Consider the following 25,217-nt stretch of genomic DNA (forward strand, 5'->3'; position numbering starts at 1 on the left):
GCCCGTCCTCAAGCCGGACGAGCGCACCCCCGCCCCGGCGGCCCGCCCCTGACGGCTCACGGCGGCGGCGCGGGGGTGCGCTCGTCCGGCTTGAGGACGGGCAGCAGCTCCGGTTCGCCGAGCAGCACCCGCCGTACGGCGCGTTCGGCGGCCCGGCCGTCGTCCCAGGGGCAGAAGCGGGCCCGGAAGGCCGCCCGCAGCTCGGCCGCCTCCGGCGAGGCCCAGGCGCCGGAGCGGAAGGCGGTGGCGATCGCGGCCTCGTCGCGGGCGACCACGCCCGGGGTGTCGCCGGGGCGCCCGGAGACCAGGTCGAAGTAGACCCCGCGGGCGGCCCGGTAGACCTCCCAGTCGGCGGCGTGGACCACGATCGGGCGGTCGAGGCCCGCGTAGTCGAACATCAGCGACGAGTAGTCGGTGAGCAGCGCGTCGGAGGCCAGGCACAGCTCCTCCAGCGGTGTGTGCGCGGAGACGTCCAGCGCCCCCTCCGGCAGCGCCGCCGGGCCGGCCCCGGGGTAGAAGTAGTGCGCGCGGACCAGTACCAGGTACTCCCGCCCCAGCGCCCGGCACAGCCGGGCGAGGTCCAACTGCGGGACGAACTCCCGCTGGTAGTCGCGGTGCGTGGGGGCGTACAGGATCGCCCTGACCCCGTCCGGGATGCCCAGCCGGGCCCGGATCTGCCGCACGTCGTCGGCGCCCGCCGTGAAGTAGGCGTCGTTGCGGGGGTAGCCGGTCGGCAGCGTCAGATAGTTGCCGGGGTAGACCCGCTCCCAGACCTCGCTTGAGTGGGGGTTGGCGGACAGGGAGTAGTCCCACTGGTCGGCGTGGTCCAGCAGGCGGCGGAAGCTCATGCCCTTGGCCACCGCCGGGTGGGCGCGCAGGTCCATGCCCATGTGCTTGAGCGGGGTGCCGTGGTGGGTCTGCAGGTAGACCTGGCCGGGGCGCTTGACGACCTCCCCGGTGAAGTTGGCGTTGTTCACCAGGAAGCGGGCGCGGGCCAGCAGCTCCCAGTAGCGGCGGGAGTTCGCCTCCACCCGGTCGACACCCTCGGGGACCGCGTCCTGCGCACCGCGCCGGACCACCCAGACCCCGTGCAGGTGCGGGGCGAGCTCGCGGGCCTTGCGGTAGATCGCGGCGGGGCTGCACAGCACCCCCCGGTTCCAGTACGCCGCGTACACCACCAGGTCGTCGTCGAGCGGGCGGCGGCGTTCCAGGGCGTACCAGCGGCGGTACACCTCGCGGGCGACGGCGTTGCGGTGCGTGCGCAGCCGCCGGGCGGCCCGGGTGCCCAGCTCCGCGGCGCGATGGGCGGCGAAGGTGCCCGGCAGCCCGGCGCGGCGGAAGAAGGCGGCGCGGTCCTGCGCGCGCAGCCGCCCGGGGTCGTCCAGGACGGCCGTGAGCCGCCGGTCCCGCTCGGCGCGCAGCACCGGCAGGTCGTGCCGGGCCAGCAGCGTGTCGTACCGGTCGGCCAGGACGAGGTGCTGCGGGCCCGGCGTGCTGGAGAAGCTGCCGCGGCGGCGCTCGCGCCACGTGACGCAGACCCGGTCCAGGCAGGCGATGCGCGGGGCGGCGAGCAGCATCTCGTACGCCACCGGGACGTCCTCGTACGGACCGGCGCCGAAGGCGAACCCGGCCCAGTAGTCGCGCCGCACCACCCGGTTCCAGGCCGCGGGGAACACGGTCAGGCACTGCGGGCGCTCGGTGGCCCGGAAGACGGCGTGCCCGGCGAGCGCGGCCGCCTGCAGGAAGTCGCCGTCCCCGCTCTCCGTGCGGTGCTCCCACACGTCGAGCCGGTCATGGTCGAAGAGCAGCACCTCCGGGTCTCCGGTGGCGCGCAGCCTCGCGTCGAGGGCGGTCAGGGCGCCGGGCGCGAGGAGGTCGTCGGAGTCGAGGAAGAGCAGGTAGTCGCCGCTGGCCCGGGCCGCCCCCGCGTTCCGGGCCGGACCGGGCCCTGCGTTGCGGGGCCTCCGCAGCGGGAGCACCCTGGGGTCGGCGGCGGCGACCTCGTCGACGACGGCGGCCGACCCGTCGGGCGAGCAGTCGTCGACCGCGATCAGCTCCAGGTCCGCGTACCGCTGCCCGAGCACCGACTCCAGGCACGCACGGACGTACCCCTGGGTCTTCCATACCGGGACGATCACACTGAACCGAGGCATAGCGCCGAGCGTAGGCAGGAGCGGCCCCCGGCGCCCGGTGGATCACCCGAAAGGCGCAGGCGAGGTGACCGAGGACGCGATCACGAGTTGAACCCCTCGCCCCCTGTCGCCCTCGTCCGGAAAGGGCCACGTCACCATGGTGTCGCGCACGCCCCGCCTCACGGTCGTCGTTCCGGTCCACAACGTCGAGAGCTGGCTGCAGGAATGCCTGCGGTCGGTCGCCGCACAGACCTTCGACGCCCTCGACGTGGTCATGGTGGACGACGGCTCCACCGACTCCGGCCCGGAGATCGCCCAGGGCTTCGCCGACCGCGACCCGCGCTTCCGCCTGGTCCGGCAGGACAACGGCGGACTGGGCCACGCCCGCAACACCGGCACCCGCCACGCCGACCCGCGCACCGAGTACCTGTGCTTCCTCGACAGCGACGACATCCTGCCGCCGCACGCCTACGAGCGGCTGGTGGGCCTGCTGGACGGGTCGGGCTCGGACTTCGCGACCGGCAACGTGTGGCGGCTGACCGCCGACGGCCGCAGCCAGGCCTGGCAGCACCGGGACATGACCCGCACCGTCACCGGCACCCACATCACCCGGGACCTGAGCCTGCTCTCCGACCGGGTCGCCTGGAACAAGGTCTTCCGCCGCTCCTTCTGGGAGCGCCACCGCCTGGCCTTCCCCGAGGGCGTGCTCTACGAGGACACCCCGCTCACCATCCCCGCGCACTTCCTCGCCGACGCCGTCGACGTGACGCACGAGCACGTCTACTACTGGCGGATCCGCGAGGGCTCCATCACCCGGCGCCGCACCGACGTCAAGGGCGTGCGCGACCGGATCGCCGCCGTCGACCACGTCAGCCGCTTCCTCGGCGACCCGGCCCGCACGCGCTGGACCTCCTTCAAACGGGCCTACGACCGCTCGGTCCTCACCGACGACCTGCTGTACTTCATCGACGCCCTGCCGATGGCCGGCCCCGAGTACCGGCGGGTCTTCATGGACCGCTGCCGCGACTGGCTCACCCGGGTCGACCCCGCCCTCTTCCTCGAGCTGCCCGCCGGGCTGCGCATCAAGTGGCACCTGATCGTCAAGGACCGCCTCGACGACCTGCTGACGGTGCTCGACCACGAGCAGCGCAACTCCGCCGGCTTCGGCGTCACCGGCCCGCCGCTGCGCAAGCGGGCGGTGCTGCGCGGCGCCGACGGCGGCCGGATCGCCCTGCCGGCCTCGGCAGCCCGGCTGCGGCGCGCGGACTTCCCCGTCCGGGCGCGGGTGCGCGAGGTGGTGCGGGAGAACGGCCGGCTCGTCCTGCGCGGCTACGCCTACCTGCGCAACATCGACGCCGACCGCAAGGGCGCCGCGCACATCACCGCGGTCGCCGTCCACGGCCACGGCCGCCGGGCCAAGGTGGTGCTGCTGCCGGTCAGGATCCGGCAGGAGCCCGCCGCGACCCTCAACTCGCGCCAGGAGGAACACTGCTACGACTGGTCGGGCTTCGAGATCACCATCGACCCGGCGCGGCTGACCACCGGCCGCCGCCAGGGCGAACCACGGGCCGGCCGCTGGCGGCTCGGGGTGGTCGTCGCGGCGAAGGGGGTCATCCGCAAGGCGGCCCTGCGGGCCGCGGACGCGGGCTCGGGGGCGTCCCCGCCGTCGTACGCGGCCGGCGGCGGCATGCGGCTCGTGCCGTACTACCGGCAGGGGCGGCTGCAGCTGTCGGTGGAGCCGGAGGTACGGCGGCTGACCGGCCACCGGGCGACCGGCGACGGCACCGCGGTGGAACTGGACTTCACGGGCGCGCCACAGGCGACGGCGGTACGGCTGACGCACTCCGCGACGCCCACCGTGCTGGAGTACCCGCTGGAGCCCGCGGTCCCCGGGGGGACGGACGACGGCGTCCGCCGGGCCCGCGTGCCCCTCGCCGACCTGGCGGCCGCCCGGCCCGCGCTGGACGCCGGGCCCAAGGAGATCCGCGCGGAGGACACCGACAGCTGGGACGTCGCGCTGCTGAACCCCGGGCACGCCGACCCCGTCCACCTCGACGGCGCGCTGCCCGCCGGGCACTACGACCTCGGCACCGACCCCCGGCTCGGCGGGACGCCGCGACGGCTGCTGGTCGAGGCGAAGGCGTCGGGGAAGCTGGTGCTGCGCGACCGCACCCCGCAGCCGGTGGCCGACGCCATCGGCTGGACCGCCGAGGGCGCCCTCGTCGTGGCCGGCCGCCTCGCGCCCGGCTCCGCCCCCGGCCCGGCCGAACTGGTGCTCCGCCACGGCACGCACCGCGTCGAGCACGCCGTCCCGGTCCAGGCCGACGGCGTACCGGGACGCCGCCCGGGCTTCCCGCCACCGTCCAGCGCGATCCCGCCGCTGCCGTCCGTGCCGCAGGACGCCGCAGGGCCGGGCCCGTACGAGGGGCGCCGTTTCACCGCCACCGTGCGCCCCGGCACGCTGGAGTCCCTCGCCGGCACCGTCCCGCTGCCCGCCGGCCGCTGGTACCTGCACCTGCGCGACGGCGCCGGCACGGAAGCGCCGGTGCGGGTCGCGCCCGGGGTGTTCGAGGCGCTGCCGATGGCGGCGGAGGCGGGCGGCAAGTCCTTCTCCGTCGACCGGCGCTTCCACGACCGGCTGTTCCTCGACGCCCGGCCCACCGTGCCGGAGCCGCAGCGCGGCCCGTACCGGCAGCGGGTGCTGCGCGAGAGCCACCATCCGCGCACCCGCGGGCTGCCGCGCCGCGAGTCGGTGCTGTACAGCGCCTTCGACGGGCGGGCGTACGGGGACTCGCCGCGCGCCGTCCACGAGGAGCTGCTGCGCCGCCGTGCCGCGGACGGCCTGGAGCACCTGTGGGTGGTCAGGGACGGTCAGGCCCCGCCGCCGGCGACCGCGCGGCCGGTCGTGCTGCACAGCGCCGCCTGGTACGAGGCGCTCGCCCGCAGCCGCTACGTCGTCACCAACACCCACCTGCCGCAGTGGTTCGTGCGCCGCCCGGACCAGACCGTGCTGCAGACCTGGCACGGAACCCCCCTCAAGCGGACCGGCCGGGACCTCGCCGGCACCCTGTGCGCGGACCTGGTGCACCTGCCCCGCCCGCCGCGCGACCCGGGCGCCCAGTGGAGCCTGCTGCTGTCGCCGAACGCGTACAGCACCCCGCTGCTGCGGGCCGCACTCGGCTACGACGGCCCGGTCGCCGAGACGGGACTGCCCCGCACGGACGTGCTCTTCGCCGACGACCGCGCCAAGGTGGCCGCCGCGCTGCGCGACCGGCTGCGGGTCCCCAGGGACCGCACCGTCGTGCTGTACGCGCCGACGCGCCGCGACGACCTGGCGTACGACGCCGAGCACTACCGCATGTCGCCCCACCTGGACCTGGCGGAGGCCGAACGCGCCCTGGGCGCCGACCACGTGCTGCTCTTCCGCTCCCACCCCCTGGTCGCCGACCGGGTCCGCACCCCGCGCTCCGGGTTCGTGCGCGACGTGTCCTGCCACCCGGACGTGGCGGAGCTGCTGCTGGTCGCCGACGTCCTGGTCACCGACTACGCCTCCCCCGCGGCCGACTTCGCCAACACCGGCCGTCCGATGCTCTTCCTCGTCCCCGACCTGGAGCACTTCCGCGACACCCTGCGCGGCTTCTACCCCGACTTCGAGGCCCAGGCCCCGGGCCCGCTGCTGCAGTCCACCGCCGACCTGGCGGGCGCGCTGCGCGACCTCGGCACCGTGGCACGGCACAGCGCCGACGCGTACGCGCACTTCCGCGCGACCTTCTGCCACCTCGACGACGGCGGTGCGGCGGCCCGCGCCGTCGACCGGCTGCTCGAACCCGACCGTCACTGACCCCTGAGGGAACCCAGGATCCACATGCCCCGCTTCTCCGTCATCGTCCCGGTCCACAAGGTGCAGGGCTACCTGCGCGCCTGCCTCGACTCGGTGCTGTCGCAGTCACTGCCCGACCTCGAGGTGATCGCGGTCGACGACCGCTCGCCGGACCACTGCGGCCGCATCCTCGACGAGTACGCGGCCCGCGACTGCCGGGTGATCGCGCTGCACCACGAGGAGAACCTGGGGGTGGGGCGGGCCCGCAACACCGGTGCCGAGCGGGCCACCGGCGACTACCTGCTCTTCCTCGACGGCGACGACACCCTCGCCCCCGGCTCGCTGGAGGCGGTCGCCGAGCGGCTGAAGCAGGACGGCGACCCGGACATCCTCTACTTCGACCACGTGCGCACCTACTGGTGGGAGGCGGCCGAGAAGAGCGTCTTCGGCGACCTGCTCGCCTCGGCCGGCACCGACGTCTTCCGGATCACCGAACGCCCCGAGTTCCTGCGGCTGTTCGCGATGACCTCCAACCGGGTCTACCGCCGCGCCTTCTACCGGGGGCACGGTTTCTCCTTCAGCGACGGCATCTACGAGGACGCCCTCGTCTCGTACGTGACGATGCTCAGCGCCGAACGCATCTCCTGCCTGGCCCGGGCGGTGCTGGAGTACCGGCAGCGGCGCAGCGGCGCCAGCACCCGCAGCCCGGGCCGCAACCACTTCGTCATCCTCGACCAGTACACCCGGCTCTTCGACTTCCTCGACGCGCCCGGCCGCGAACACCTCGCGCCGCTGCGGCCGATGCTGTTCGAGCGGGCCGTCAGCCACTTCCTGTTCTGCCTCGGCAACCCGGACCGGATCCCGCCGCGGCTGCGCGGCGTGTTCTTCCGGCTCGCGGCCCGCTGGTACGCCCGCCACCTGCCGGAGGGGTTCGTGCCGCCCGCGGACAAGGCCACCGCCTACCGGCGGCTGGCCCGCGGCAGCTGGCTGCTGGCCCGGCTGGGCGACGTACCGCGCGAGGCCCGCAAGGAGCTGACGCGGCGCAGGCGGCGGCTGCGCCGGCAGGTCGCGCAGCGGGCCAAGGCCGCCCTGTACGCCTACCACCTGCGGCGGCCGCTCGACCCCAACCTCGCGGTGTACTCGGCGTACTGGGACCGCGGGGTGTTCTGCAACCCGGCCGCGATCTACCACAAGGCACGGGAGATCGCCCCGGGCGTCCACGGGGTGTGGCTGGTCCGCAAGTCCGACGTCCCCCGGGTGCCCAAGGGCGTGGACTACGTCGTGCCGCGCACCCGGCGCTACTGGCGTCTGATGGCCCGGGCCACGTACCTGATCAGCAACGTCAACTTCCCCAACGACGTCCGCAAGCGGCCCGGCAGCGTCCACCTGCAGACCCACCACGGCACCCCGCTGAAGAAGATGGGGATCGACCAGCAGCGCTACCCCGCCTCCGCCAAGGGCATGAGCTTCCGCCGGCTGCTGGAGCGGGTGGACCGCTGGGACTACAGCGTGTCCTCCAACCCGCACTCCAGCGAGATCTGGGAGCGCGTGTACCCCTCCTCCTGGCAGCACCTGGAGACCGGCTACCCGCGCAACGACGTCTTCCTGACCGCCGGCGCCGCCGAGGTCTCCCACGCCCGCGCGGCCCTGGGCATCGCCCCCGGCCGCACCGCGGTCCTGTACGCGCCGACGACCCGCGACTACCAGCGCAACTTCGTGCCGCGCCTGGACGTGGAACGGGTGTGCCGGGCGCTCGGCGAGGGCTTCGTCCTGCTCACCCGCATCCACTACTTCCACGGCGAGGACGCCCGCCTGAAGGCGCTGCACGAGGAAGGGCTGCTGGTCGACGTCTCCCGGCACCCGTCGGTCGAACAGCTGTGCCTGGCCGCCGACGCCCTGGTCACCGACTACTCGTCGATCATGTTCGACTACGCGCTCCTCGACCGGCCTATCGTCGTCCACGCCGACGACTGGCCGGTCTACCGGGCCAGCCGCGGCGTCTACTTCGACCTGCTGTCCGGAGCCCCCGGCGAGACCCCCGGCGCCGTCTCCACCAGCGACGACGAACTGATCGCGGTCTTCCGCGACGGCGCCTGGAACAGCCCGGAGGCGGCCGGACTGCGGGAGGCGTTCCGCCGCCGCTTCTGCGCCTTCGACGACGGCCGGGCCGCCGAGCGGGTCGTGCGGCGGGTCTTCCTCGGCGAGAGCGAGCCGCTGCCCGTCGTGCCCCTGGAGGCCCGCACCCCCGCGCCCGCTCCCGCGCTCCTGGCCGGCGCCCCGCCGCAGGGACCACGCTCCGGTCCGCAGGAGGCCGCCGCACGGCCGTGACGACGCCCCGTACGGGCCCCGCCGGGATGCAGCCGCGTCCGTCACGATCAAGCATCGAGGGGAACGAGGTGACGAGCGGACGACGGCCGGGAGGGCTGCGGTGACCGGCGTGCTGACCCAGCGGGACTGGCGGATCCACGCGTACGAGCTGCGGGACGTGCGCAGGCCCTCCCCGTACCTGATCCTCGGCACCCTCTTCTGGGCGGTGGTGGCCTACCGCACCTGGCAGTCGCCGGTCGCCTCCGACTTCGGGCAGCACGCCGCCGCGATCGAGCGGATCGCCACGGACTGGCGGCACCCGGCCAACCCGCTGCTCGACGTGCCGGGCACCGGCAGCCCCTACTTCACCCCGTACACCGTGGTGCTGGGGCTGCTGTCGCACCTGACGGGCGTACCGGGCTGGCAGCTGCTCAAGGGGTGCGGCCCGGTCAACCTGGCGCTGGTCGTCACCGGCATCGGCGCCTTCACCCGCGTGCTCAGCAACCGGCGCTGGGCGCCGGTGCTGGCGCTCGCCGCGTTCGTCCTGCTGTGGGGGCCGCAGCACAAGGAGTGGAGCGGCTTCCTCGGTCTGCAGTCGATGATCCGGGGACTGACCTACCCCAGTGCCTTCGCCGTCGGCGTGACGTTCTGGGTGTGGGCGCTGACCGCGCGGGCGGCCCGCCGCGGCGTGGCCGGGACGTGGCTGCACGCCTGGCTCGGACTGCTCATCGGGACCGTGCTGCTCGTGCACCCCTTCACGGCGATGGGCACCCTCATCGGCGTGGTCGCCATCGTCATCGGCATGCAGCGCATGCCGGTCGCCGCCGGGGTCCTCGGCCGGTGGGCGCTGACCGCGGCGGTCGCCTTCGCCGTCGCCGCCTGGTGGCCGTACTTCAGCCTCTCCGCGCTGCTCGGCGACCCCACCGTGGACGACGTCCACCGGCGGCTGTACGCGGACCTGTGGCAGTGGTACGGGCTGGCCCTGGCCGGGCTGCCGGCGCTGCTGTGCCGGCTGCGGCTGAACCGCTTCGACCCGCTGGTGCTGATGTTCGCCGCGGACTGCGCCGTCGCCGCCTACGGCTGGCTCAGCGGCTCCTACTCCTTCGGGCGGATCTTCGGGCTGCTGCTGGTACCGCTGCAGTTCGCGCTGGCGGTGGAGCTCGCGCAGGCCCCGCCGTGGACCGCGCTGCGCACCGTGCTGGCCCCGCTGGCGGCGGTGGCGGCCTGCGCGGGACTGCTGGCGCAGGCGGGCGCGGTCGTACCGGCGCGCTACGTGCCGCCCGCGCTGCACCTGCAGCGGCTGGGCAGCTGGCCCGGCTACCTGTGGGCGCAGGCGCACGTCGCCGCCGGCGACGTCCTCCTGACCGACGGGTACAACCCCAAGCACGTCATGCCCGCCTACGGCGCGTTCCTGGTGTCACCGGCCTGGCCCGACCCGTCGACGACGGCGGCAGACCGCGAGCGACGCGAGGCCGACGTACGCGCCTACCTGGCCCCCGCGACGCCCATGGACCAGCGCCTTGCCATCGCCCGCCGCTACCACGTGAAGTGGGTGATGACCGAGGCGGACGACCCGCCCCCGCCGGGCGGCGTCCAGGTCGCCCAGGGCCCCCGCACCGGCGAACGGCTGTACCGGGTCGGCTGAGCCCGTCCACGCGGCAGGGGCCGGGGAGCGCGTGCTCCCCGGCCCCTGCCGTCGTACGTGCGCCGTCCAGGCGTCAGCGGCGGGCCCGCAGCAGCGAGCGGATCGTCCGCATCGCCACCGACAGGTTCGCCAGGTCGAAGCTCTCCGAGCCCTGGATCTCGTCGAGCGTCGTCCTCGCCCGCCCGATCAGCGCGCTGTTGGACTCCTCCCACGCCTGGTAGCGCTGCTCCGGGGTGGAGGAGCCGTTGCCGACGGACAGCACGTCCTGGGTGAGGGCCGCGTGCGCCGCGAAGAGGTCCTCGCGGATCGACGCACGGGCCATGGAGTGCCAGCGGTCGGCGCGCGGCAGCTCGATGATCCGGTCGAGCAGCTGTGTGATCTGCAGCCGGTCGGCGAGGTCGTAGTAGACCTCGGCGACCGCCAGCGGGTCCTTGCCGGTCCGGTCGGCGACGTCGACGATGTCGAGCGCCGGGAAGGCAGAGGAGAGCCCGGCGACCCGCGTCGCCAGCTCCTCCGGCACGCCCGCGCCGGTCAGCTCGTCGTGGATCGACTCGTACCACTCCAGGTCGGCGCCGCGCAGCAGCTTCGGCAGCACCGCCCACACCGTGGCGACACCTTCGCGGAAGAAGTCGATCGTCTCCGCGATGGCCAGCGGCTGCGGCCGGTTGTTCAGCAGCCAGCGGGTGCCCCGCTCGACCAGCCGCCGCGAGTGCAGCCGGATCCGGGTCTGGACGTCGGCCGCGACGACCGTGTCCAGCGCCTCCACCTCGTCCCAGATGCCGCCCAGGCCGAAGATGGCACGGGCCGCGGTGTGCGCCCGCACGATCTCCTCGGTGGTGGCCCCGGTCTCCTCCTTGAAGCGGTGCAGGAAGGTGGTGCCGCCGGTGTTGACGGTGTCGTTGACCAGCACCGTCGTCACGATCTCGCGCCGCAGCGCGTGCCCGTCGATCTGCGCCTGGAACCGCTCGTGCAGCGCCTTGGGGAAGTACGCGTCGAGCAGCCGCCGCAGGTAGGGGTCGTCGGGCAGGCCGGTGCCGAGCAGCTCCTCCGCCACGGTGATCTTCGTGTAGGCGAGGAGGACGGCCAGCTCCGGCTGGGTCAGGCCGTGGCCGGCGTTCAGCCGCTCCCGGATCTGCCGGTCGGAGGGCAGGAACTCCAGGGCCCGGTCCAGCTTGCCGTCACGGACCAGCCTGCGCAGGTAGCGCTGGTGGGCGTGGAGCAGGCTGGCGGACTGGGCCATGCCGTTGGCCAGCGCCACGTTCTGCGCGTAGTTGTTGCGCAGCACCAGGGCGCCGACCTCGTCGGTCATCTGCGCCAGCAGCGAGTTGCGCTGCTTGACCGTCAGGTCGCCGTCGGCGACGACCGCGTTGACCAGGATCTTGATGTTGACCTCGTGGTCGGAGGCGTCCACGCCGGCGCTGTTGTCGATGGCGTCGGTGTTGACCCGCCCGCCGGTCTGGGCGAACTCGATCCGGCCGAGCTGGGTCAGGCCCAGGTTGCCACCCTCGCCGACGACCTTGACGCGCAGCTCGCCGCCGTCCACGCGGATCGCGTCGTTGGCCTTGTCGCCGACGTCCAGGTGGGACTCGGTGGCGGCCTTCACGTAGGTGCCGATGCCGCCGTTCCACAGCAGGTCCACCGGGGCCTTGAGGATCGCCTTCATCAGGTCCGCCGGCGTCATCTTCGCCACCGGCTGCTCAATGCCGAGCGCCTTGCGGATCTGCGGGGTGAGCGCGATCGCCTTGGCGCTGCGCGGGAAGACACCGCCGCCGTGCGAGATCAGCTTGGTGTCGTAGTCCGCCCACGAGGAACGCGGCAGCTCGAACATCCGGCGGCGCTCGGCGTACGAGGTCGCCGCGTCCGGCACGGGGTCGATGAAGATGTGCCGGTGGTCGAAGGCGGCCACCAGCCGGATGTGCTCGCTGAGCAGCATGCCGTTGCCGAAGACGTCACCGGACATGTCGCCGACGCCGACGACGGTGAAGTCCTCGCTCTGGGTGTCGTGGCCCGTCTCACGGAAGTGCCGCTTGACCGACTCCCAGGCGCCGCGGGCGGTGATGCCCATCTTCTTGTGGTCGTAGCCGACCGAGCCGCCGGAGGCGAAGGCGTCGCCGAGCCAGAAGCCGTACGAGGTGGCGACCTCGTTGGCGATGTCCGAGAACGACGCGGTGCCCTTGTCGGCCGCGACCACCAGGTAGGTGTCGTCGCCGTCGTGGCGGACCACGTCGGCCGGCGGCACGACCTGCCCGCCGACCAGGTTGTCGGTGACGTCGAGCAGACCGGAGATGAAGGTCTTGTAGGAGGTGATGCCCTCCGCCAGCCACGCCTCGCGGTCGGCGGCCGGGTCCGGCAGCTGCTTGGCGACGAAGCCGCCCTTGGCGCCGACCGGCACGATGACGGTGTTCTTCACCATCTGCGCCTTGACCAGGCCGAGGACCTCGGTGCGGAAGTCCTCGCGCCGGTCGGACCAGCGCAGGCCACCGCGGGCGACCTTGCCGAAGCGCAGGTGCACGCCCTCCACGCGCGGGGAGTACACCCAGATCTCGTACGCCGGGCGCGGCGCGGGCAGGTCCGGGATCGCCTGCGGGTCGAACTTCATCGACACGTAGGCGTGCGGCTTGCCGCCGTCGGCGCGCTGGAAGTAGTTGGTGCGCAGCGTGGCCTTGATGAGCGTGAGGAAGGAGCGCAGGATGCGGTCCTCGTCCAGGCTGGCGACCTGCTCCAGGGCGGCGTCCACCTCCTCCAGCAGCGCGTCGGTCAGCTCGCTGCCGGCCCGCTGGTGGTCCGGGGAGAGCCGGGCCTGGAAGAGGTTGACCAGCAGCCGGGTGGTGTGGACGTTGTTGCGGAGGGTGTCCTCCATGTAGTCCTGCGAGAAGGCCGTGCCGGCCTGCCGCAGATACTTGGCGTACGCCCGCAGCACCATCGCCTGGCGCCAGGTCAGCCCGGCGCGCAGCACCAGGGAGTTGAAGCCGTCGTTCTCGGCCTGCCCGGTCCACGTCGCGGTGAAGGCGTCCTGGAAGCGCTCACGGGCGTCGTCGCCGAGGTCGCCCAGCGACGGGTCGATGCGCAGCCCGAAGTCGTAGATCCAGGCGCGGGTGCCGTCGGCGCGGCGCATCTCGTACGGGCGCTCGTCGATGACCTCGACGCCCAGGCGCTGCAGCACGGGCAGCACCGCGGACAGCGAGACGGGGGCGCCGGTGCGGTAGATCTTGAAGCGGCGCTCGTCGGGGGCGGCGCCGACCGGCTCGTACAGGCTGAGGCAGAAGTCCTCGCCGTTGAGCCGCTCCAGGTGCTGCAGGTCCGCGACGGCCGCGCGGGGCGTGAAGTCGGCACGGTAGCCGTCGGGGAAGGCGTGCGCGTAGCGGCGGGTCAGCTCGGCCGCTCGCTCCTCGCCGCACTCGGAGGTCAGCGCCTCGGCGAAGCCGTCGGCCCAGGAGCGGGCAGCGTCGGCGAGCCGGTTCTCGATCCGCTCGACGTCGCGGTCGGTCAGCTGCGGCAGCGTGGTGCCGGCCGCGACGCGGACCACGAAGTGCAGCCGGGAGAGCACCGACTCGGTGTTCCAGGCGGTGAAGTCCGCGGTGACCCCGTTCAGCTCCTCCTTGAGGATGTCGGTCAGCCGCAGCCGCACGCCCGTGGTGTAGCGGTCCCGGGGCAGGTAGACCAGCGCCGAGAAGTAGCGGCCGTACTCGTCCTGGCGCAGGAACAGCCGCAGCCGGCGGCGTTCCTGCAGGTACAGCACGCTGGTGACGATCTCGCGCAGCTCGTCCGGGCCGGTCTGGAAGAGCTCGTCGCGCGGGTAGGTCTCCAGGATCTGCAGCAGGTCGCGGCCGTCGTGGCTGTCAGGGGAGAAACCGGCGCCGTCCAGCACCTCCTGGACCTTGCGGCGGATGACCGGCACCCGGCGCACCGACTCGGTGTAGGCCGCCGAGGAGAACAGGCCGAGGAAGCGGCGCTCGCCGACGACGTTGCCGTCGGCGTCGAACTTCTTCACCCCGATGTAGTCGAGGTAGGACGGGCGGTGCACGGTGGAGCGGCTGTTGGCCTTGGTGAGGATCAGCAGCTTGTGCTCGCGGGCCTTCTTACGGGCGTCCGCGGGCAGCCGGTTGAAGGACGGCGAGACCGCCTGGCCGCTCTCGGACTCCTCCACGCGGTGCTGCGGGTCGGAGCGCAGGATGCCCAGGCCGGTGCCGGGGACGGCGGTGAGCACGTCCTCCTCGCCCTCCGGGGTGGTCTCCGTGGTCAGCGCGTACTCGCGGTAGCCGAGGAAGGTGAAGTGGTCCTCGGACAGCCAGCGCAGCAGCTCCCAGGCCTCGCCGACCTCCTGCTCGGGCAGCGCTGGCGGGGTCGCGGCCAGCTCGTCGGCGATGCGCAGCGCGGCGTCGCGCATCTTCTGCCAGTCCTCGACGGTCTCGCGGACGTCGGACAGGACGCGGCGCAGGTCCGTGGTGATCTGCTTCAGGTCCTCGCGGTCGGTCTCGCGGTCGATCTCCACGTGGATCCAGGACTCGGTCAGCACGTCGTGCGGCACACCGGCGCCGTCGCCGGGCGCGGCGTCCAGCACCTCCAGCAGCTTCCCGGTCACGTCACGGCGCACCAGCATCTGCGGGTGGACGACGACGTGGATCGCGCGGTCCTGCCGGGACAGCTCGTTGGTGACGGAGTCGACCAGGAACGGCATGTCGTCGGTGACCACCTCGACGACCGTGTGGCTGCACGTCCAGCCGTTCTCCTCCACCGAGGGGGTGTGCACGCGGACGTTGGCCGTCCCCTGCGGGCGCAGCTCGGCGAGACGGTGGTGGGACACGGCGGCGCCGAAGATGTCCACCGGGTCGCGGTCGAGCAGGTCCTCCGGGGCGCTGTGCAGGTAGTAGCGCTGGAGGAAGGCTTCCAGCGCCTCCTTCTCGAGGCCCTGGCCAGGTTGTCCCCCCGCCGGGCTGTTCTCAGCTACCCGGGCCGCCCGTGCGAGCAGCTCGGCCTTTGCTTCGTCCAGCTTGGTCTGCATGTCCTCATGCTCCTGTCGCGCGCCATTGCGTGACGTAGGTGATGGTGATCGGTGGATCAGCGCTGATCACGCTGTAAGGCTATCGCTACGTCCGGGGGGGCTGTCAGGGGCTCTTTGTGTACAAAACCACGAACCAATCTTTGACGAACTGGACAGTCCGGCCGGGCGGGTGCAGGTTGAGGAGGGGAACGTCGCGGAGATGTATCGAGACGTTCACACGACGGCGCGCCGGACGGCAGCACGAGACCACGGGGCGGGACGGCAGCACGCAGCGGACGGACAGCAGAGCAGACGGACAGCAGACGGCGAGAGGCGGGACACCCAGCCATGGCCACCAAGATCCTGATCGTGACCGGCGACGCGGCGGAATCGCTGGAAGTCATGTACCCGTACCAACGGCTCCTCGAGGAGGGGTACGAGGTGCACATCGCGGCCCCCAGCCGCAAGAAGCTCAGGTTCGTCGTCCACGACTTCGAGGAGGGCTTCGACACCTACACCGAGAAGCCCGGGTACACCTGGCCGGCCGACCTGTCCTTCGCGGACGTCGACCCCGGCGCGTACGCGGCCGTGGTCGTCCCCGGCGGACGCGCCCCGGAGTACCTGCGCAACGACCCGGAGCTGCGCAAGGTCCTCAAGGCCTTCTTCGACGCCGACAAGCCCGTCGCGCAGATCTGCCACGGCCCCCTGCTGACGGCCGCCGTCGGCGCCCTCAGCGGGCGCCGCGTCACCGCCTACCCGGCGCTGGAGATGGACATGGAGGCGGCCGGGGCGAGCTTCCAGGACTCCGAGGCCGTCGTCGACGGCGTCGTGGTCTCCTCGCGCGCCTGGCCGGACCACCCGGCGTGGATGCGCGAGTTCCTCACGGTGCTGCGCTCCAAGGCGCCGGTGACCTGACGGACGGCCGCCCGGGTCCCCGGCGGGGACCCGGGCGCGCGGCCGGGGCTGGGCTGGGCTGGGCTGGGGCTCAGTGAAGGCGCCGGCTCAGGCTCAGGCGACGAGCGCCTCGGCGGTCTCCACCGCCTGCTCCAGGCTGTCCACGACGGGCACCCCCGCGGTCTCCAGGCTGGCCCGGCTGTGCGAGCCGCCCGTGTAGAGCACCGCCATGGCCCCGACGTGCTTGGCGGCGACCGCGTCGTCGACGGCGTCGCCGATCACCACGATGCGGTCCGCCGCTATGCCCTCCATCGCGGCGACGTGCCGCGCCATCTGCTCGGACTTGCCGCTGTGGCTGCCCTCGGTACGGCCGTCCACCCGGAGGAAGTGGTGCTCGATGCCGTGCGTGCGCAGGATCGGTATCAGCTGATCGTGGGGCGCCAGGGAGCACAGCGACTGCGTCAGCCCCTCGTAGCGGCGCCGCGCCAGGATCTCCGCCGCCCCCTCGGCGAGGCCGCACGTACCGGCGAGGGTCCAGTAGTGGCGATGGAAGATGTCGTCCATCACCTCCCACTCCTCGTCGGTGGGCAGCCGGCCCATGAGCCGTTCGTAGAACAGGGGGACCGGCACGCAGTACAGCTCGCGGTAACGCTCCAGCGTGATCCGCGGCAGCCCGATCTCGGCGAAGGAGGCGTTGGTCGCCTCGATCACCGCGTCGATGTCATGGAGCAGCGTGCCGTTCCAGTCCCACACGAGATGCGCGTTCACACCCGAAACCGTACCCAGACCCCATGTCCTCAAGGCAAGTGCCCAGGTCAAATCCACTCGCGGCGTATTCGTACGGTCACCTCACGCAATGAGCGAGGGGATCTCCTGGGTGGCGTACCAGAGCAGCTCGTGGTCCTCGGCGCCGTCGACGGTGAAGCGGGCGTCGTCGTCGCCCGCGTCGGCCGCGCCGAGGGCGTCGGCGGCCGCCGTGACGTCCTGCCCGGCCTCGTCGGCGTCGGCGTGGACGGCGGCAGCCCTGGCCATCGGCACGGGCGCGGCCAGGCGCACCGCGCCCAGCGCGGAGGGGTCCAGGCCGCGGTCGGGGTCGAAGGAGACGGCGCCGTCGGCGACGTCCACCGCGACCACGACGCGCCGCCTGGGCGCGTCCGGGGTGGCCGCCAGCTGCCGCAGGGAGGCCTGGGCGGCGCGGGTGAGCGCGGCGTACTCCAGTTCCTCGATGTCGTCGGAGACGTACCACTCGCGCAGGCTCGGGGTGACGGCGAAGGCGTCCAGCGGGGCAGGGCCCAGCTCACCCGCCTTGTGCGCCTCGGCCAGGCCTGGGAGGGTCGTGGGGATGTAGACGCGCATGGCGTCAGCATACGGGCGCACCACCCCTGATAGGTGAATCCCGCACCGCCCCCCGGACATCGCGGGCCCCGCTTCCCGCAGCGGCGCCCGGCCCCGTAGAACCCGGTTACCAGTCGGTAGACCACGGGGGTCCACACCATGCCTGTCTTCACACCCATGCCCGCGTCCACGTCCGCACCCACACGGCACGTCACCGCCCTGCCACCGCACGTCTGGTTCGCCGGACGGCTGCTGGAGGTCCTCACCGGACGGCGGCCCATCACCAGCCTCGCCGGACGGATGGAGCCCGAGGCCTACGACCGGCTCTGGGACCTCGTGGGCGCCCGCGCCGACTGGCGCTACGTCTCCCGGGGCCACCTGCCGCGGCTGCTGGGGCCGCCGCGCGTCTGCCCCGTCCCGGACGGGACGGCCGTCGAGGCCAGCGCCGTCGTCCTGCTCACCCCGCACGTCGTGCGGGCCCTCGCCTTCCGCCTGGAGCGCGCCGGCCGCGAGGGCCCGGCACGCGCCGGAGGCGGCACCGGCACCGTCACGGGCACCGGATGGCGCTGCGCCGCCGTCGAGGCGCAGTGACCCGCGCCGGGGCAAAGGCCCGGGGCCGGACCCCCGCAGGAATCCGGCCCCGGAACGCGCGGAGGCTACTTCTTGCGGCGCCGGCCGCCCTTGGCCGCGCGGCGGCGCTCCGCCCGCGTCATGCCGTCCGACTCCGGGCCCGCGTCGCTCTCGAAGTCGCCCTCGACGACACCGCCCTCGCCGTCCACCGTGGGAGCGGAGAAGTGCAGCCGGTCGGCCCGCTTCGGGGCCTCCAGGCCCTTGGCCCGGATCTCCGGACGGGCGTCCTGCTTGACCAGCGTCGGAGCCGCGTCCTGCGGGGCACCGGCCTCCACCGGCACCTCCTCGACCTGCTGCTCGACCTGGACCTCCAGGTTGAACAGGTAGCCGACGGACTCCTCCTTGATGCCGTCCATCATGGCCTTGAACATGTCGTAGCCCTCGCGCTGGTACTCCACCAGCGGGTCGCGCTGCGCCATCGCCCGCAGGCCGATGCCCTCCTGCAGGTAGTCCATCTCGTACAGGTGCTCGCGCCACTTGCGGTCCAGCACCGACAGCACCACGCGCCGCTCCAGCTCGCGCATGATCTCCGAGCCGAGCTGCTGCTCACGCGCGTCGTACTGCTCGTGGATGTCGTCCTTGGCCATCTCCGCGATGAAGTCCGCGGTGATGCCCGCCCGGTCGCCCGCCGCGTCCTCCAGGTCCTCCACCGTCACCGTGACCGGGTAGAGCTGCTTGAAGGCGCCCCACAGCCGGTCCAGGTCCCAGTCCTCGGCGAAGCCCTCGGCCGTCTCGATCGCGATGTAGTCGTCGATCGTGTCGTCCATGAAGTGACGCACCTGCTCGTGCAGGTCCTCGCCCTCCAGGACGCGGCGGCGCTCGCCGTAGATGACCTCGCGCTGCCGGTTGAGCACCTCGTCGTACTTCAGGACGTTCTTGCGGATCTCGAAGTTCTGCTGCTCGACCTGCGACTGGGCGGAGGCGATGGCGCGGGTCACCATCTTGTTCTCGATCGGCACGTCGTCGGGCACGTTGGCCATCGCCATCACGCGCTCCACCATCTGCGCCTTGAACAGGCGCATCAGGTCGTCACCGAGGGAGAGGTAGAAGCGGGACTCGCCCGGGTCGCCCTGACGGCCGGAGCGGCCGCGCAGCTGGTTGTCGATGCGCCGCGACTCGTGGCGCTCGGTGCCCAGCACGTACAGGCCGCCGAGCTCCTTGACCTCCTCGAACTCGGTCCTGACCGCCGCCTCGGCACGCTCCAGCGCCTCCGGCAGGGCCGCCGCCCACTCCTCGACGTGCTCCACCGGGTCCAGGCCGCGCTGCCGCAGCTCCGCCTCGGCCAGGTCGTCCGGGTTGCCGCCGAGCTTGATGTCGGTACCACGGCCGGCCATGTTGGTGGCCACCGTGACGGCGCCCTTGCGGCCGGCCTGCGCGACGATCGACGCCTCACGCTCGTGCTGCTTGGCGTTGAGCACCTCGTGCGGCACACCGCGCTTGTTCAGCTGCTGCGACAGGTACTCGGACTTCTCGACCGAGGTGGTGCCGACCAGGACCGGCTGGCCCTTCTCGTGCTTCTCGACGATGTCGTCGACGACCGCCGCGAACTTCGCCTCCTCGGTGCGGTAGATCAGGTCCGCCCGGTCCTTGCGCTGCAGGTTGCGGTTGGTCGGGATCGGGACCACGCCGAGCTTGTAGATCTGGTGGAACTCCGCGGCCTCGGTCATCGCCGTACCGGTCATGCCCGAGAGCTTGGAGTACAGGCGGAAGAAGTTCTGGAGGGTGATCGTGGCGAGCGTCTGGTTCTCGTCCTTGATGTCCACCCCCTCCTTGGCCTCGATCGCCTGGTGCATGCCCTCGTTGTAGCGGCGGCCCGCCAGGATGCGACCGGTGTGCTCGTCGACGATCATGACCTCGCCGTCCATGACGACGTAGTCCTTGTCCTTCTTGTAAAGCTCCTTGGCCTTGATGGCGTTGTTCAGGTAGCCCACCAGCGGGGTGTTCACCGACTCGTAGAGGTTGTCGATGCCCAGCCAGTCCTCGACCTTGGACACACCGGACTCGTGGATGGCGACGGTGCGCTTCTTCTCGTCGAAGTCGTAGTCACCGGTCTCCGCCTTGCCCATGGCGCCGGCCTCGCCCGGCTTCAGGCGGGTCACCAGCCTGGCGAAGTCCGAGTACCACTTCGTGGCCTGGTCCGCGGGGCCGGAGATGATCAGCGGCGTACGGGCCTCGTCGATCAGGATCGAGTCCACCTCGTCCACGATCGCGAAGTTGTGACCGCGCTGGACCAGTTCCTCCTGCGACCACGCCATGTTGTCGCGCAGGTAGTCGAAGCCGAACTCGTTGTTGGTGCCGTAGGTGATGTCACAGGCGTACTGCTCGCGGCGCTGCGCCGGGGTCATGTTCGCGAGGATGCAACCCACCTGCAGGCCCAGGAAGCGGTGCACCCGGCCCATCCACTCCGAGTCGCGCTCGGCGAGGTAGTCGTTGGTGGTGATCAGGTGCACGCCCTTGCCGGACAGCGCGTTCAGGTAGGCGGGCAGCGTGCCGACCAGGGTCTTGCCCTCGCCGGTGCGCATCTCGGCGACGTGGCCGAAGTGCAGCGCCGCACCACCCATGAGCTGGACGTCGTAGTGCCGCTGACCCAGGACGCGCTTGGCGGCCTCGCGGACGGTGGCGAACGCCTCGGGGAGCAGGTCGTCCAGGCTCTCGCCGTCGGCGTAGCGCTCCCTGTACTCGTCCGTGAGGGCCCTCAGCTCGGCGTCCGTCAGATTGACGAAGTCCTCTTCAATGGAATTGACCTGGTCCGCGATGCGGTGCAGCTTGCGCAGGATCTTGCCTTCGCCTGCACGCAGGATCTTGTTGAGGACGGACACGTAGGCTGGCTCCTTGCCGGTCGGGCCTGGCACGGTTTCGCGCGCTGGCACAGCAGGTCACACCCCGCTGCAACGGCCATCGTAAGCGAGGACACCAGCGGGCCGGGAGGTCCGTCACCAAGCCGGGCGGTTCTCCCCGCCGACCGCCGTCCCGATCCGGTCTTTTCCGGTCGAGACCGCACCCCTGCCTCGGGGATACTCCGACGCATGGAGCCGATAACCCTCACCACCGACCGCCTCGTCCTGCGCCCCTTCGGACCGGACGACGCCGAGGCCGTCCGCGTCGCCTGCCAGGACCCGGAGATCCCGCGCTGGACCCCGGTGCCGTCCCCGTACACCCAGGAGCACGCGCAGGAGTTCGTCACCCGGACCTGCCCCGACGGCTGGCGCGACGACACCGTCTACAACTTCGCCGTCACCACGCGCGACGAGGGGCGCCTGGTGGGAGCCATGGGGCTGGTGCGGCTGGCCCAGCTCAACAGCGCGGAACGGCAGGCCGAACTCGGCTACTGGACCGCCAAGGAACAGCGCGGCCGCGGCCTCACCGCCGAAGCCGCCCGCGCCGTAGCCCGCTGGGCCTTCGAGGAGCTCGGCGTGGAGCGCCTGGAGTGGTACGCCGAGGCGGGCAACGCCGGCTCCCGCGCGGTCGCCCTCAAGACGGGCTTCCGGATGGAGGGCACCATGCGCGCCAAGATCGTCCACCAGGGCACCCGGCGGGACGCGTGGATCGGCTCCCTGCTCCCCTCCGACCTCGGCCTGAGCGGCGGGGCCGCCTACCTCCCGCACCAGGGCGGGTGACCGCGGCGGCGGGCCCGGCCGCGGGCCCCCGGGACGGGCCCCGCGGCCAGGCCCGGACCGGATTGTCAGTGGCGCCTCCTAGGGTGGGCCCATGACGACGCCCGTGGCCCTCTCCGCCGACGACGCCCGCCGGACCGCCCTGCGCGCCCAGGGCTTCCTCGGCGCCCCCGACCGCCGCGGCGGCGTCCGCGGCGTCCTGCGGCGGCTGGGCGCGGTGCAGCTCGACACCATCTCCGTGCTCGCCCGCTCCCACGAGCTCATCCCGTACGCCCGCCTCGGCGCCGTCGGCCGCACCGCGGTCGAGGCCGCGTACTGGACCGAGAACCACGCCTTCGAGTACTGGTCGCACGCCGCCTGCATCCTCCCCGTCGAGGAATGGCCGCACTTCGCCTTCCGCCGCCGCGCCCGGCGGGCCCGCGGCCACCGCTGGCACGTGCTGCAGGACGCCGACCGCTCCACCGCCGCCGTCCTGGACCGGCTCAAGGCCGACGGCCCGCTGACCTCGACCGAACTCGGCGGCGCCAAGAACGGCGGCCCCTGGTGGGACTGGTCGGAGACGAAGATCGCGGTGGAGTGGCTGCTCGACACCGGCGAGGTCGTCTGCACCCAGCGGCGCGGCTGGAAACGCGTCTACGACCTCGCCGAGCGGGCGGTTCCCGACGCCCTCCTCCACGACGACATCGACGACGCCGAATGCCTGCGCCGCCTGGTCGCCCAGGCCGGCGCCGCGCTGGGCATCGCCACCCGGGCCGACCTCGCCGACTACCACCGGCTCAAGGCCGAACAGGTCGACTCGGTCATCACCGACACCGGGCTCGTCCCCGTCCAGGTCGAAGGCTGGGGCGGCAAGCCCGCCTGGGCCGACCCCACCGCCCTCGCCGAAGCCTCCCGCGGCGGCCGGCACCGCACGACCCTGCTCTCCCCCTTCGACTCCCTGATCTGGGACCGGCCCCGCACCGAGCGCATCTTCGGCTTCACCCACCGCCTGGAGGCGTACGTCCCCAAGCCCCAGCGCATACACGGCTACTTCGCGATGCCGCTGCTGGCCGGCGGCCGGCTGGTCGGCCGCGCCGACCCGGCCCGCGAGGGAAGCACCCTGATCGCCCGTCAGGTCTCGCTGGAGTCCGCACGCGCCGTCGAGCCCATGGCGCAGGCACTGCGCGAGGCCGCCACATGGGTCGGCTGCGACAGCGTCCGCGTCGAACGGCTCGACGACCCCAAGCTCGCCGCGGCCCTGGCCGAAGCCCTCTCCTGACCGGGCGGACTCAGCGGATCTCGAGGATCTTCTCCCGCATCGCGTACACCACCGCTTCCATCCGCGAGTGCAACTGCAGCTTCTCCAGGATGTTCCGCACGTGGTTCTTCACCGTGTTCTCGCTGATGAAGAGCTCCTTGGCGATGTCCCGGTTGTTCATGCCGGTGGCGACCAGCTTCAGCACCTCCAGCTCACGGTCCGTCAGCCGGGGGGCGGGCACGAGCCGGCGCTCGTCCGTGCGCTGGATCATCGACTTGAACTCGGTGAGCAGCTTCGACGCCATCGACGGACTGATCTGCGACTGCCCGTCCGCCACCGCGCGGATCGCGGTGGCCACCTCGTCGGTGGAGATCTCCTTGAGGAGGTAACCGGTCGCCCCGGCCTTGATGGCCTCGTAGAGGTCCGCCTCCTCGTCGCTCATCGTCAGCATGATGATCTTCGCGCTGGGAGCCACCTCCTTGATGGAGGTGCACGCCTCGATACCCCCCCGCCTCGGCATCCGCACGTCCATCAGCACGATGTCCGGCAGCAGGTCGGCGGCCTTCTCCATCGCCTCCGCGCCGTCCCCCGCCTCGCCGACGACCTGGATGTCCTCCTCCTGCGCGAGCACGATCTCCAGCCCCCGGCGGAACAAGGCGTGGTCGTCCACCACGAGCACCCTGATCGGCTCCTTGCGCGGCGCACCGGCGACGCCCGCCTCCCCCGCGGCGCCCGGACCGGGCTCCGCGCCAACGGCCGGCGCGGGCTCGAAGCTGTCCGCCATCGGTTCCTCCCCCTCGGGCCGGCGCCCGTGGTAGTCGCACTGTCCGTGCCAGGCCAACCGGGCGCTGCGGCCCGTGCATTGGCTGTCCGGCCATGATTCCATGCCCGAGCACGGCAGCGCCCCCAGGCGATGGTCGTTTTCCCGCCCGGGAGCGCCGCCCCTGACCCCTAGTTCACCGGCTGAGCGCTCCGCCCGCGCCGGCCGGCGCATCCTCGACGGAAGGGTCCGCCTTGAGGTGGATGACGCCGTAGTCGTAGCCGTGCCGCCGGTAGACGACACTCGGTTGTTCCGTGTCGGAGTCGATGAACAGGTAGAAGTCGTGCCCGATCAGTTCCATCTCGTAGAGGGCCTGGTCGAGCGTCATCGGTGCTGCCGCGTGCGTCTTCTCGCGAACCACCAGGGGTCCTTCACCCTGGACCTCGAGACAGCCGCCGATCTTGGTGGTGGGCACGCCTGTGGACGTCTCCCCGCCGGTCGGCGTGCCGTTGAACTCGGTCATGGCCAGTCCGGCCGTCGCCTCCGCCACGCTCATGGGCGTACGGCTGCCGCCGCGGTGCACCCGGCGCTTGTCGGCCGCCTTGCGCAGCCGCGCCTCAAGCTTGTTCGCCGCGACGTCGAGCGCCGCGTAGGGATCGGTCGCGGCGGCCTCGGCCCGGATCACCGGGCCACGGGTGCGCAGCGTGATCTCCACCCGGTCGGAACGGTCTGCCTGCCGGGGGTTCGGTTCCTTGGACACCTCGACCTCGAGGCTCATCACCTTGCCGTCGAGCTTCTGGATCTTCTCCAGCTTCTCGTTCACGTGCTTCCGGAACCGGTCGGGCACCTCGGTCTTGCGGCCCTTGACGACGATGTCCACGCAGAACTCCGTTCCCGGATCGCCTCGGTCTCACGGGACGATCCCTTGCGCTGAGGCCGGCGGGCACCAGGTCCCGCCCGGCGTCGACGTTCGTTGCCGCTCCGCGCGCTCGGAGGCTCCCGGGCTGCGAAGCCGCGACTCTCACCTCCTCCTCCCCCGCGAGACAGATATTCACCCACTGAACTATGGGTGAACCACATCCCGCGGTCCGTGAAACGGCGGCCCACAGCGGGCGCCGCCGCCCCTCACCACCGAACATAGACCCGCGGACCCGGGGTCGGCACCCCCAGAAGCGCTATACCTCCCTTCGGGTGAAATGCCCCTTGTGCGACCTGCGAGATCCGCTCTGACCTTCGGATCCCGCTTCCCGTTCGGCCGCCTGTTCGGCCGTCCGGCCGGCCGTCTGCCCGGCCCGTGGCAGGGGTCCCGCCCACCCCGGCCTTCCGCGTCGGGGCCGCCCGGGGCGCCTAACCTTCCCCGCCACTCGGAGCGCCCGACGCGCCCGGATCACCCGCAGCGCCCGCAGCGCCCGCCGGGTGGCGTAGCGGCGCCGGGCCGCCGACCACGGCCGCGGCCAGGACCCGGCCCCCGGCGTCCTCGACCGCCTGGGCCGCAGAGGCGAGCGAGGCGCCCGTGGTCATCAGGTCGTCCACGAGCACCACGGGCACGGTCCCCAGGAGGCGGCCGGCACCGCGCACGGCCGTCAGGGCGCCGGAGAGGTTCGCGGGCCGGTCGCGGGCGCCGAGGCCCGACTGGTCGGCCACCGCACGCCGCTGCCGCAGCACCGCGGCCACCCGGACGGACAGCCCGTCGCGCCGCAGGTCCGCGGCGGCGGCGAGGGCGAGGCGGCGGGTCGCGTCATGGCCGCGGACCGGCACGGCCCGGGGGGTGTCTCTTATACACATCCCCGACCCCACGAGACCCCCCAAAACCCGTATTGCCGCTTTCTCCTTAAAAAAAAAAAAAACAACAAATAAAGAGA

General features: G+C 72.5%; 15 protein-coding genes. 7 read left to right on the forward strand and 8 right to left on the reverse strand.

Going from position 1 to position 25,217, the window contains the following annotated elements; genetic code table 11:
- Positions 1 to 56: 56 nt before the first annotated feature.
- Positions 57 to 2,153 carry a bifunctional glycosyltransferase/CDP-glycerol:glycerophosphate glycerophosphotransferase gene (locus PV341_RS26795; RefSeq protein ID WP_500330102.1) on the reverse strand — a complete coding sequence of 699 codons (2,097 nt, stop codon included), beginning with the start codon at positions 2,151 to 2,153 and terminating at the stop codon, positions 57 to 59.
- Positions 2,154 to 2,289: 136 nt separating this feature from the next.
- Here PV341_RS26795 and PV341_RS26800 point away from each other — a divergent pair, with 136 nt between their 5' ends.
- From PV341_RS26800 to PV341_RS26810, 3 genes are all read left to right on the forward strand, one after another.
- Positions 2,290 to 5,973, forward strand: a complete 3,684-nt coding sequence (locus tag PV341_RS26800; RefSeq protein WP_500359186.1) for a bifunctional glycosyltransferase/CDP-glycerol:glycerophosphate glycerophosphotransferase — start codon at positions 2,290 to 2,292, stop codon at positions 5,971 to 5,973.
- Between the two features lie 24 nt (positions 5,974 to 5,997).
- Positions 5,998 to 8,280, forward strand: a complete 2,283-nt coding sequence (locus tag PV341_RS26805; protein ID WP_500330106.1) for a bifunctional glycosyltransferase/CDP-glycerol:glycerophosphate glycerophosphotransferase — start codon at positions 5,998 to 6,000, stop codon at positions 8,278 to 8,280.
- A gap of 100 nt (positions 8,281 to 8,380) precedes the next feature.
- Complete coding sequence (locus PV341_RS26810) at positions 8,381 to 9,904, forward strand: hypothetical protein (protein ID WP_500359187.1); 1,524 nt, start codon at positions 8,381 to 8,383, stop codon at positions 9,902 to 9,904.
- Positions 9,905 to 9,977: 73 nt separating this feature from the next.
- Here PV341_RS26810 and PV341_RS26815 read toward each other — a convergent pair whose 3' ends face one another.
- Complete coding sequence (locus PV341_RS26815; RefSeq protein WP_500359189.1) at positions 9,978 to 14,906, reverse strand: NAD-glutamate dehydrogenase; 4,929 nt, start codon at positions 14,904 to 14,906, stop codon at positions 9,978 to 9,980.
- Between the two features lie 327 nt (positions 14,907 to 15,233).
- Here PV341_RS26815 and PV341_RS26820 point away from each other — a divergent pair, with 327 nt between their 5' ends.
- On the forward strand, positions 15,234 to 15,800 hold the full coding sequence (locus PV341_RS26820) for a DJ-1/PfpI family protein (RefSeq protein ID WP_499512138.1): 567 nt from the start codon (positions 15,234 to 15,236) through the stop codon (positions 15,798 to 15,800).
- A 93-nt stretch (positions 15,801 to 15,893) separates the two neighbouring features.
- Here PV341_RS26820 and PV341_RS26825 read toward each other — a convergent pair whose 3' ends face one another.
- Together PV341_RS26825 and PV341_RS26830 are read right to left on the reverse strand one after the other, a co-directional pair.
- On the reverse strand, positions 15,894 to 16,547 hold the full coding sequence (locus PV341_RS26825) for an HAD family hydrolase (RefSeq protein ID WP_499512139.1): 654 nt from the start codon (positions 16,545 to 16,547) through the stop codon (positions 15,894 to 15,896).
- A gap of 81 nt (positions 16,548 to 16,628) precedes the next feature.
- Entirely contained in the window at positions 16,629 to 17,135 is a 507-nt protein-coding gene (locus PV341_RS26830; protein WP_500359190.1) for a DUF6912 family protein, read from the reverse strand.
- A gap of 138 nt (positions 17,136 to 17,273) precedes the next feature.
- Between PV341_RS26830 and PV341_RS26835 the strand changes: the two genes are divergently transcribed.
- Positions 17,274 to 17,705 (forward strand): Rv3235 family protein, encoded by a 432-nt coding sequence (locus PV341_RS26835; protein ID WP_500359191.1) that lies wholly within the window; start codon positions 17,274 to 17,276, stop codon positions 17,703 to 17,705.
- A 65-nt stretch (positions 17,706 to 17,770) separates the two neighbouring features.
- Here PV341_RS26835 and secA read toward each other — a convergent pair whose 3' ends face one another.
- Positions 17,771 to 20,563 carry a preprotein translocase subunit SecA gene (gene secA / locus PV341_RS26840; protein ID WP_500330115.1) on the reverse strand — a complete coding sequence of 931 codons (2,793 nt, stop codon included), beginning with the start codon at positions 20,561 to 20,563 and terminating at the stop codon, positions 17,771 to 17,773.
- A 207-nt stretch (positions 20,564 to 20,770) separates the two neighbouring features.
- On the opposite strand from secA, the gene PV341_RS26845 reads away from it, so the two are divergent.
- Positions 20,771 to 21,361 (forward strand): GNAT family N-acetyltransferase, encoded by a 591-nt coding sequence (locus tag PV341_RS26845; RefSeq protein WP_500330116.1) that lies wholly within the window; start codon positions 20,771 to 20,773, stop codon positions 21,359 to 21,361.
- Between the two features lie 91 nt (positions 21,362 to 21,452).
- Complete coding sequence (locus PV341_RS26850) at positions 21,453 to 22,616, forward strand: winged helix-turn-helix domain-containing protein (RefSeq protein ID WP_500359192.1); 1,164 nt, start codon at positions 21,453 to 21,455, stop codon at positions 22,614 to 22,616.
- A 10-nt stretch (positions 22,617 to 22,626) separates the two neighbouring features.
- Here PV341_RS26850 and PV341_RS26855 read toward each other — a convergent pair whose 3' ends face one another.
- The 3 genes from PV341_RS26855 to PV341_RS26865 all read right to left on the reverse strand — a co-directional run bounded on the left by PV341_RS26855 (position 22,627) and on the right by PV341_RS26865 (position 25,140).
- A complete protein-coding gene (locus tag PV341_RS26855; RefSeq protein WP_500330119.1) occupies positions 22,627 to 23,379 on the reverse strand; it encodes a response regulator in 753 nt (250 codons plus the stop codon).
- A 172-nt stretch (positions 23,380 to 23,551) separates the two neighbouring features.
- Positions 23,552 to 24,235 carry a ribosome hibernation-promoting factor, HPF/YfiA family gene (gene hpf, locus PV341_RS26860; RefSeq protein ID WP_500330120.1) on the reverse strand — a complete coding sequence of 228 codons (684 nt, stop codon included), beginning with the start codon at positions 24,233 to 24,235 and terminating at the stop codon, positions 23,552 to 23,554.
- 467 nt (positions 24,236 to 24,702) lie between these two features.
- Positions 24,703 to 25,140: a ComF family protein gene (locus PV341_RS26865; protein ID WP_500359194.1), complete on the reverse strand. Its 438-nt coding sequence runs from the start codon at positions 25,138 to 25,140 to the stop codon at positions 24,703 to 24,705.
- Positions 25,141 to 25,217 lie beyond the last annotated feature (77 nt).

The organism is Streptomyces sp. PA03-1a (assembly GCF_033792805.1).
Lineage (GTDB): Bacteria > Actinomycetota > Actinomycetes > Streptomycetales > Streptomycetaceae > Actinacidiphila.

Bases quoted from the DNA above. Each gene is read 5' to 3' on its own strand.
- PV341_RS26795 (WP_500330102.1), bottom strand. From the start codon at position 2,153: ATGCCTCGGTTCAGTGTGATCGTCCCGGTATGGAAGACCCAGGGGTAC.
- PV341_RS26800 (WP_500359186.1), top strand. From the start codon at position 2,290: ATGGTGTCGCGCACGCCCCGCCTCACGGTCGTCGTTCCGGTCCACAAC.
- PV341_RS26805 (WP_500330106.1), top strand. From the start codon at position 5,998: ATGCCCCGCTTCTCCGTCATCGTCCCGGTCCACAAGGTGCAGGGCTAC.
- PV341_RS26815 (WP_500359189.1), bottom strand. From the start codon at position 14,906: ATGCAGACCAAGCTGGACGAAGCAAAGGCCGAGCTGCTCGCACGGGCG.
- PV341_RS26820 (WP_499512138.1), top strand. From the start codon at position 15,234: ATGGCCACCAAGATCCTGATCGTGACCGGCGACGCGGCGGAATCGCTG.
- PV341_RS26830 (WP_500359190.1), bottom strand. From the start codon at position 17,135: ATGCGCGTCTACATCCCCACGACCCTCCCAGGCCTGGCCGAGGCGCAC.
- PV341_RS26835 (WP_500359191.1), top strand. From the start codon at position 17,274: ATGCCTGTCTTCACACCCATGCCCGCGTCCACGTCCGCACCCACACGG.
- PV341_RS26845 (WP_500330116.1), top strand. From the start codon at position 20,771: ATGGAGCCGATAACCCTCACCACCGACCGCCTCGTCCTGCGCCCCTTC.
- PV341_RS26850 (WP_500359192.1), top strand. From the start codon at position 21,453: ATGACGACGCCCGTGGCCCTCTCCGCCGACGACGCCCGCCGGACCGCC.
- PV341_RS26855 (WP_500330119.1), bottom strand. From the start codon at position 23,379: ATGGCGGACAGCTTCGAGCCCGCGCCGGCCGTTGGCGCGGAGCCCGGT.
- PV341_RS26865 (WP_500359194.1), bottom strand. From the start codon at position 25,140: ATGTGTATAAGAGACACCCCCCGGGCCGTGCCGGTCCGCGGCCATGAC.